At 61.4% G+C, this 9341-nt stretch carries 5 protein-coding genes; 1 reads left to right on the forward strand and 4 read right to left on the reverse strand.

Going from position 1 to position 9341, the window contains the following annotated elements; genetic code table 11:
- A partial coding sequence (locus tag XI05_RS09380; protein WP_271500829.1) for a DUF4082 domain-containing protein occupies positions 1-2531 on the forward strand: 2531 nt, incomplete at its 5' end.
- Positions 2532-2684: 153 nt separating this feature from the next.
- On the opposite strand, the gene XI05_RS09385 is transcribed toward XI05_RS09380, so the two are convergent.
- The 4 genes from XI05_RS09385 to XI05_RS09400 form a co-directional block, all read right to left on the reverse strand.
- Complete coding sequence (locus XI05_RS09385; RefSeq protein WP_271500831.1) at positions 2685-3299, reverse strand: transglutaminase-like cysteine peptidase; 615 nt, start codon at positions 3297-3299, stop codon at positions 2685-2687.
- An 823-nt stretch (positions 3300-4122) separates the two neighbouring features.
- Positions 4123-5436, reverse strand: a complete 1314-nt coding sequence (locus XI05_RS09390) for an HlyD family type I secretion periplasmic adaptor subunit (protein WP_271500836.1) — start codon at positions 5434-5436, stop codon at positions 4123-4125.
- A complete protein-coding gene (locus tag XI05_RS09395) occupies positions 5433-7367 on the reverse strand; it encodes a type I secretion system permease/ATPase (protein WP_271500833.1) in 1935 nt (644 codons plus the stop codon). Before XI05_RS09395 ends, XI05_RS09390 begins: the two co-directional genes overlap by 4 nt.
- Positions 7368-7459: 92 nt before the next feature.
- On the reverse strand, positions 7460-9341 hold a 1882-nt coding region (locus XI05_RS09400; RefSeq protein ID WP_271500835.1), incomplete at its 5' end, for an Ig-like domain-containing protein.

Here is a 9341-nt window from a genome sequence, read left to right on the forward strand (position 1 = left end):
CCCTGTTCACCACCCAGACGCCGGCCAACACCAATGCCACCGACGGAATTGGGGCGGATTATGAGTTGGGGATGCGCTTCACCGCCGACACGTCCGGCGTGATCCAGGCGATCCGGTACTACAAGGCCTCGAACGAGACCGGCACCCATGTCGGCCACATCTGGTCGGCCACGGGCCAGGAGCTGGCGACGGTCACGTTCACCAACGAAGGCGCCTCGGGCTGGCAGCAGCAGGCGCTGGCCACGCCCCTCACCATCGCGGCCGGCACGACCTACGTGGTCTCGGTCAACATCAACAGCTACTACGTCTCCACCACCCAGGGCTTCGCGTCGGGCATCAGCAATGGCGGCCTGAACGCGCCCGTCGGCGCCGGCGTGTTCGACTACAGCGCGGGCGTCTTCCCGACCAACGTCTATCAGAATGCAAACTATTTCCGCGACGTTGTGTTCGCGCCCTCCAACGTCATCGCTCTGCTCAACACTTCTACGATCTATGTCAGTGAATCGACCGGCACGGTCACCGTCACCGTCACCCGCTCCGGCGACCTCCAGTCTCAAAACACCGTTGAGTACACGACGAACGAAATCGGCACCGGCGGAAGTGCGACGGCTGGATCGGACTTTATCCAGCCCACCTTCAATGGTCGGGCGAACACCGGTCAGATCGTGTTCCAACCGGGAGAGAGCACCAAGAGCTTCACCATCCCCATCGTCAACGATCAACTGACCGAGGGCAACGAAACGTTCGCCGTCGGACTTCAAAATCCGAGCTCCGGATCCCTCGGAGCTCCACGCACTGTGCTCGTGACCATCATCGACGACGACTCACCCGCTACAATCGCAATGGCTGACGTTGTGCTGAGTATTGCAGAGAGTAGTCCGACCGCGACGATCACGTTGCTGCGCAGCGGGCCCGTCAATCAAGCAGCAACGGTCGGCTTCACGACGAGCAGCGGCAGCGCACTTGCGGGATCCGATTACACGACCACATCAGGCACGGTGACCTTTGCCGCCGGACAGGCGAGCCAGACCATCTCTGTGCCGATCGTCAATGATACGACTCCGGAGAACGAAGAGACCTTCACGGTCACCTTGAGCAACCCGACGGGCGCCACTCTCGGATCCCAGGCGACGACGACAGTGAAGATCCTGGATAATGACAACCCCGCTCTCGGCAACCTGGTGGGCGAGACAGCGGTGACGGGTCTGAACCAGCCTGCGGCGATGGACTGGACGCCCGACGGCCGCTACATGCTGATCGCGCAGAAGGACGGGGTGGTGCGCGTGGTGGACAACGGCACATTGCGATCGACTCCGCTCATCAACCTCGCGAGTGAGGTGAACGATTTCGGCGATCGCGGGCTGCTGGGAATCGCGGTGAATCCGAATTTCGCAAGTAACCACTACGTCTACCTGCTCTACACCTATGATCCGCCGGAGACGGCGACCCAGAGCGGTCTCGCGGCGGCCGATGGGGGCGGCAACCGACCCAGTCGTCTGGTGAGAGTCACCGTCGACCCCACCACAATGATTGCCGATCCAGCCAGTGAAGTGGTGCTGGTCGGCAAGAACAGCGTTTGGGCCTATACCAGCCGTCCCGACACTAACAGTGGAGGTGATCCCAGCATCGCTCCTTCCGGGATCGTCAACGGCACCACAATCACGGCTCCCGCGAGCCAGATCGAGACAGGAGCGCAGGACAACGATCCCGACAGGGCCGGCATCCAGAACCAGAACATCCGTGATTATCTTGCGACCGACAGCGACTCGCATTCGATCGGTGCCGTTCATTTCGGGCCCGACGGTTACCTCTACCTCACGGTCGGGGATGGCACGTCGTACAACTTCGTCGATCCCCGCGCAGTGCGGGTCCAGGACATCCACAATCTCTCGGGCAAACTCTTGCGGATCGATCCCGTCACGGGTGAAGGAGCGCCGGGCAATCCGTATTATCAGGCCAGCGATCCAAACAGCAATCAATCGAAAGTGTTCTACTACGGTGTCCGCAACGCCTACCGCTTCAGCTTCGATCCCGTCACGAATCTGCCGGTGCTTGGAGACGTCGGCTGGAACAATTGGGAAGAGATCGATACCGGTCCCGCCGGTTCCAATTTCGGATGGCCCTACTTTGAAGGTCCGGACAGAACAGCCAGCTATCAGAATCTCGCTCAGGCGATCACCTTCTACAACAATGGCAACCGCAACAATTTGTCCGATCCGCCTGCCGTGTTCCCGATCCTGCCTCTCAGCCACGGGGCACCAGACAATGCCCATGTGATCACCGCGGGAGACTTCTACAATCAGAACACGATGTTCTTCGATGACGTCTACAATGGAACGATCTTCGCCGCGACATTGAATGCGAGCCGCCAGATCGCAACCGTCCAGTTGGTCGACACCGTGCCGGGCATTGTGGATCTGCAGAAGGGGCCCGACGGCTGGCTCTACGGAGCCGACATATACGACGGCACGATCCGACGTTGGGTGGACCCCTCGGCCGCCCCCAACGCGCTGGGCCTCGCGGCGTCATGACGGCGGGCGCGCCTGGAGAAGGTGCAGCTTGAAAGACTTGTGTATGTCAACGGGGCACGACAGAGCCGATGCCAACACCGCACTTGCACGCTTGGCTGAGGCGTCCCGCCGACGCAGCCCAGCGTGATTCCGGCGGCATGGCAGGAGGCATGCTCAAGCTCCCGGGCGGCCAATCGTCGCCCATAGCCGGCTATCGCTCGGCATCTGCATGCGGACCCAGCCGTATGGCACTTGCGACCAGGACTTGATCTCGGGCGTCAGATTATCGAGGACCAGATCGCCGCTCCTGGCGCGCACCACCAGCACAAGGTGATGATCTCCAGAACTGGTGACCACCTCGCTCAATAACAGGACCCGCGCCGGCCAGCCGCGTTGCAGCAGTTCGTGACGCTTGCTTACTGCATAGTCGTTGCAATCACCGCGATCCGGGTTGACGATCCACTCCTCACCTGCAAGGCCGAGTTGATTGGGCTGCGGAACAATGGCGCGGTTCACGGCGCGATTGACTGCTTTCAGCTCTGCCCATCGTTCCCTCGTCAACCGGACCGGCCCGCCACGGAAGAAGCGGCGCGGGCGACATTCGGCGTGATAGCGCAGGCAAAACACCGTGTAAGTGAGGGGCGGAAGAGCGGGGCGCCCCAGCTCGATATGCGCAAGGTCCGCTTGGGGGGCCCTTGGCATGACCAGCAATGCCGCACGCGCCCACTGAACGCCACCGATCACAATTGCTATGGCTGCCGCGATGACCGGGCCCGAGGTTCGCTGCATCTGCGGATCCCCCTCCGTACGCCAAACCGTGTCGGGTCCACCCGGCGCGCGCCGAGTCACACAAAATGATTTAATGCATCGTTTATAATTCAAATATGTTTAAATGACAATAAATATTAAATAAACCGCCGACCGCGAGAACACAGCAGTGACACTGGGGGAAGACGAGCAGAATGAATGAAGGGGATGGAGCGAGACGGCCGCAATCGGCGCCCATTTGTTCTCGGCGAGAGTCGTTGACGTGCGGCGCGCCCCAAGTCGCGCTCCGTGCACCGGTGGACAATTATTTGCCACCAAATAATTTTAATCATTGCTTTAAATTATTATGCGCGCCAAACGGGCCTTCTCGAACAGGACCTCATTCGCATGCCGGTCGAGCTACTCGTCATTCTGGGAGCTGAAGCTTCCATCCTCGGCTTCGTCGCCGCCATGACCCTGCATGCCAAGCGAATGGACGTTCTGAGCGGACGATCGTTCGAGCGCCCCATCGTCCCGCGTGGAAGGAACGGGCATCCACCGCGCTCGCCCCATCGAAAGGTACGCAATTTAGTGGGGTTGGCCGCGAGGTGGGCGATCTCGTCACGTTCGTTCCACCGGATTTGTCACGGCGCGCCGATCGCCCGAATGCTACGGCGGATCCTTCAAATCGGAGTGCAGACGCGGGTCCGGTTTGGGACGCGTGCGCGTCGGGCCAACACGCCCGCCCCTCGTGCTTGCGACCGTCCGGCCTTGCTTTCAGGAACTGGCCGCAACACCGACGCCCAGGGAAAGGGCGCCGGTCCCGAAAACATGCAGTCGAGCGCCGCCGCCATCTTGCACGAACTCAGCGCTCCTTGAACGCCCGCCCCGCCTGGTCCTGCAGCGGCTTGAGCAAGTATGAAAGCGCGGTCCGCCCTGCCGTCTTGATGAAGACCTCGACAGGCATGCCGGGCAGCAACTTGGCCGAGCCGAGCTTCGCCAGCTCTTCCGGCTTCAGCAGGACGCGGCCTGTGTAGTAGCTGGTGCCGGCACGCTGATCCTGCGTGATGTCTGCCGAGACCATGCTGACCTCGCCATCGATTTCGGGCGTGGTTTTCTGGTTGAATGCTGCAAAGCGCATTGTCGCGGTCTGCCCCACATAGACCTGGTCGATATCCTTCGGTGCGATCTTGACCTCGACCGCAAGCGAGTCCGCATCAGGGACGATCAGCATGATTTGCTCGCCCGGAGAGATCACCCCCCCAACCGTATGCACGCTGAGCTCGTGGACGCGACCGGATTGTGGCGCTCTGATATCGACGCGATTTAACTGATCCACCGCCGCAGTCTTGCGCTCGCCCAGCTCGGAGAGTTTCGAGCGGGTTTCGATCAGGTCCTTGCCGACCTCCGTCCGGAGGTCCTGATCGATTTGAATGATCTGGAGTCCAATTTCGGAGATCTTGCCCTTCGACTGCGCGATCATCCCTGCAAGCTGGCTGCGCTCGCCCTCGATGCGGGCGGAGTCGCGCTCGAGGGAATTGAGCCGCGTGATCGGCACCAGATTCTTTTGCCAGAGGCTGCGTACGCCCTCCAGCTCCTGGCGGATGAATTCCACTTCCTTCTGCTTGGCCTCCGACTGCCCCGTATAGCCCTTAATCTCGTTTTCCAACTGCGCGCTCTTCTCCTGCAACTGCGCTTTTTGGCCGCTCCTTGCCTGTCGGCGTAGATCGAACAGCTTCCGCTCCGCAGTGATCGCACGGCTCGCTTCGGAGTTGCTCTCCTTGGCCCGGTCGAGCAGCACCTTGGGAAACACGACCTGCTCGGCACCATCGCGCTCGGTTTCGAGACGAGCCTGCCGCGCCAGCAATTCGTCGATGCTATTCGTGACGATCGTCGCATTCGCGAGCGTCTGCGTCTGGTCGAGGCGGATCAAAACCTCGCCTGCATTCACCCGATCGCCCTGGCGCACACGCAGCTCTCCCACGATCCCGCCAGTGGCGTGCTGAACCTTCTTGACGCTCGAATCCACCACGACCACGCCCTGCGCGATCACCGCGCCCGACAACTGGGTCGTCGTCGCCCAGCCGCCGACCCCAAAGGTCACCAGAGCGAACATGATCATTCCGACGATCATGTATCGTTGGATCGACTGCAACGCCGGCGCTATCTGACCGTTCATCGGCCGCCTCCTTGAGCTTCCGCGACGACCTTGAGCGGTACCGGATTCCGCAACACTCTCTTGAGAACCTCCTCTCGTTTGCCGAAGGACTGAACTCTGCCCTCGCCGAGGCACAAGACATGGTCCACACCTTCCAGCGCCTTCGGCCGATGCGCGACAACGGCCACAATCCCTCCGCGGCGCCGCACGTTCAGGATTGCCTCGGTCAGGGCCTCCTCGCCCTCCGCATCGAGATTGGAAGAGGGCTCATCAAGCACGACCAGGAAGGGTTTGCCGTAAAAGGCGCGCGCAAGCCCGATCCGCTGCCGCTGCCCCGCCGACAGCGCCAGCCCTCCCTCGCCGATCTTCGTGCTGTACCCGTCCGGCAGTGAGAGGACGAGCTCGTGTGCGCCCGCGGCATGAGAGGCTTCCAGAACAGCAGCGGCGGTTGCGTTCGGGTCGAAGCGCGCAATGTTCATCGCAATGCTGCCGTCGAACAATTCTACGTCCTGGGGCAGATAACCGATGTGCTTGCCGAGGGCGTCCGAAGACCAGTGCTCGAGGGCGGCGTTGTCGAGCCGAATCCTGCCGCGAATGCACGGCCACACCCCAACCAGCGCACGCGCCAGCGTCGACTTGCCGGATCCGCTCGGACCGATGATTCCGACCGCCTGCCCACTCCGCAGCTGGAATGACACTTCGCTGAGAGTGGGTCTCTCGGAGTTCGGAGCACCGATATAGAGGTTCTCGGCGGTAAGGGTTGCAACAGGCGCAGGCAATGCCAACCGCTCCTCCTCGTGAGGCAGAAGCTTCAGCAAGTGATCGAGCCGTTGCCCCGATTGTCGCGCGGCGACGAATCCCTTCCAGTTCGCAATGGCCATTTCGACAGGCGCAAGGGCCCGCGCGGTGAGGATCGATCCGGCAATGATGATGCCGGCCGTCGATTCCTGGTTGATGACGAGGACGGCGCCAACGGCAAGAACCAGCGATTGCAAGATCGCCCGGAAAATCTTCGAGGCACCACCGAGTCCGTTTGCGACATCGCTGGCCCGTTCATGGGCCGCGAGGTACTTCGCGTTGACATCCCGCCAACGCAAGGCCGCTTGTTGCCGCATGCCCATGGCCTGCAGAACTTCGGCATTGCGCCGTCCCTCGAGCGCGAGGGCAGTTCGCGAAACGGCGAGACGCGAGCTCGCCTTCGCTGGGCCTCGGGTACGCGTTTCCGTGAGCATCGTAATGCCGACCAGCACCAGCGCGCCAACCAGCGCAGTGACGCCAATCCAGAAGTGAAAGAAGAAGCAGACGCCGAGATAGATCGGCATCCAGGGCAGATCGAAGAGCGCCGTCGGCCCTCCGCTCGACAGGAAGCTGCGGACCTGATCGAGGTCCCGCACCGGCTGCAGGCCGTCGCCATCCGCTCTGGTCTTCAAAGGCAGGCGAACAAGCGCGTCGAATATGCGAATGCCGAGACTTTCATCGAAATACCGACCGACCCGGGAGCTAATCCTGCTCCGCACGAGATCGAGCCCGCCCTGAAACAGGTAAAGCACCGTCGCCAGAGCCATCAAGGCGACCAGAGTAGGTATGCTGCGTCCGGGCAGCACCCGATCATAGACTTGCAGCATGAAGAACGAGCCGGTGAGCATGAGTAGATTGCTCATGCCGCTGAAGGCCGCGAGTGCCCAGAAAATCCGGCGGCAAGACCGCAGGAAAGCGGACAACTCTGACTGCGACTCGTCATAGTGATCCTCTGGCCGGGGTCGACCAGCGAATATTCGTTGCCGCACTGCTTCGAGCAGGTCCTTTGCCCAGCCGATCAGTTGTGGCGTCTGCAGTTGAGCGTTTTCCGCCCGCTGCCGTCCGGCTGTCCAGAGTGCTGATATGTGAAGAAGTGGAATTCGATAGAGATTCGCGGGCGGGGGGAATACCCCCCGCCGTCCAAAGTCAATCATGGCTGCCGCCCTTGAACTACGCCATTGTTGGAAGATCCCCCAAGAGATCACCAACGCAGTTGTTGAAGACTAATCTGTGTGGATGCCGTCCCTTACGCGAAGTGGAAGTCGTTGCTGGTCAACGCGCCGACCTTGGCGTTCTTCAGCGTGAGCGTATCGCTCCCCGTCGCGATCACGACATCGGTACCTGACTGGGTCGCGTGGGAGAGAACGCTGGCAAAACTGTCGAACACACTCTTGCTGAACTCGATCGTGTCGTGAGCAGGTCCGCGGGCAACGAAGCCCTTGATGACGTCGTTGCCGAAGTTCGCGCCAAACACGAAAGTGTCGGCCTGGCTGCTGCCAACGAAGGTGTCATTGCCGGACGTGCTCGTCAGAGTAGTGTTGCCCGGCGAAGCGATGAACGTACTGCCCGCAATAGCAGCGTTGCTACCGGTTGCAGTGGACGACGTAGCTACGCTGGACGTACCGATCTGCCCGTCACTGTTTAGGTCCTGATGGAAGCTGGTCTCCAGCGTCTTGAGGCCAGAGTCCGTACCCGACACCGAGCCACCGTCTGTGGAGCCGGTCAGGGAGCTGACATGGGAAACGTAGTTGCCGTTATTGTCGGTATTCCACGCCGTGTACTGACCGGTGCTCGTCTCCTTCCAGGCAACCTGATAGCCCGTCGCCGTCTTCTCCGCGCCGATGGGAGTCCAGGTGCCATCCGACCCGTTCACAAACTCCACGCCGTTATCCTTCAGCGTGGGGCCGGTGCCGGTGCTGCCGTTGAGGTAGTATTTGCCACCAGTCTCAACGAGACTTGTCGCACCAGCCGATTCGATGACCTTGCCGGTCGTCGGCGTTGGCGACGTCGGTGTGGTTGCAGTGGAAGTACCTATCTGGCCGTCACCGTTCAGATCCTGATGGAAGCTGGTCTCCAAGGTCTTGAGGCCAGAGTCCGTACCCGACACCGAACCACCCGACGTGGAGCCCGTCAGGCTGTCGACATGGGACACGTAGTTGCCATTGTTGTCAGTATTCCACGCCGTGTACTGACCGGTGCTCGCCTCCTTCCAGACAACCTCATAGCCCGTCGCGGTCTTCTCAGCACCAATCGGTGCCCAGGTGCCATCCGACCCGTTCACAAACTCCACACCGTTATCCTTCAGCGCGGGGCCAGATCCGGTGCTGCCCTTGAGGTAATATTTGCCGCCGCTCTCAACGAGAGTTGTGGCGCCAGCTGACTCGACGACCGTGCCGGCAGTCGGCGACGAGGGTGACGTCGGCGAGGTCGGTGTGGCTGGCGCGGAGGTGCCGGTGATGCTGGCCGTGAAGGCGGTGGACGCCGCGCCGGTATTGCCTGCTGCGTCCGTTGCCGTCGCGGTAAGGCTATGCGAACCGGCCGCAAGGGCGCTGCTTGTATAGCTCCACCCGCCAGTGCTGCTTGCCGTCGCGGTCCCGATCTGGGTCGTGCCGTCGAACACCTTCACGACGCTGCTCGCTTCGGCACTGCCCGACATCACCACCTGATTGGCGGTGTTCACCGTATGGCTGGCAGTGGTCGGTGCAGTCGGAGCCTTGGTATCGACGGTGATTGCCAACGCAGACGACGCCACGCTGGTCTGACCCGACGAACTGGTTGCCGTTGCGGTCAGCGTATGCTTGGCGTCGGTCAGGACCTTTGTGATGTAATCCCAGGCGCCGCTCGGGTCCGCAGTGGTCGAACCGATCTGGGTCGCACCGTCGTAAAACTTGACCGTGCTGGCGGCAGCAGCGGTGCCCTTGAGTTCGATGGTATTGTCGTTGGTGATATTGTCGCCCACGGTGCCGCTATCGGTCGAGAACGACGCGATGACGGGAGCGGCGGGTGAAGTAGCACCGGTCGACCCAGAACCAGACGAGGCGCCGCCCGAGGAACCATCAGTCCCAGCCGGCAATACGACCGGTGAAAACGTTGGTGTCGATTCGGTATTATTCGAATTCACCATCTGA

The organism is Bradyrhizobium sp. CCBAU 11357, from assembly GCF_028128865.1.
Lineage (GTDB): Bacteria > Pseudomonadota > Alphaproteobacteria > Rhizobiales > Xanthobacteraceae > Bradyrhizobium.

Excerpts from the sequence above, each read along its gene's own strand:
- XI05_RS09385 (WP_271500831.1), bottom strand. The coding sequence starts at position 3,299 with ATGCAGCGAACCTCGGGCCCGGTCATCGCGGCAGCCATAGCAATTGTG.
- XI05_RS09390 (WP_271500836.1), bottom strand. The coding sequence starts at position 5,436 with ATGAACGGTCAGATAGCGCCGGCGTTGCAGTCGATCCAACGATACATG.
- XI05_RS09395 (WP_271500833.1), bottom strand. The coding sequence starts at position 7,367 with ATGATTGACTTTGGACGGCGGGGGGTATTCCCCCCGCCCGCGAATCTC.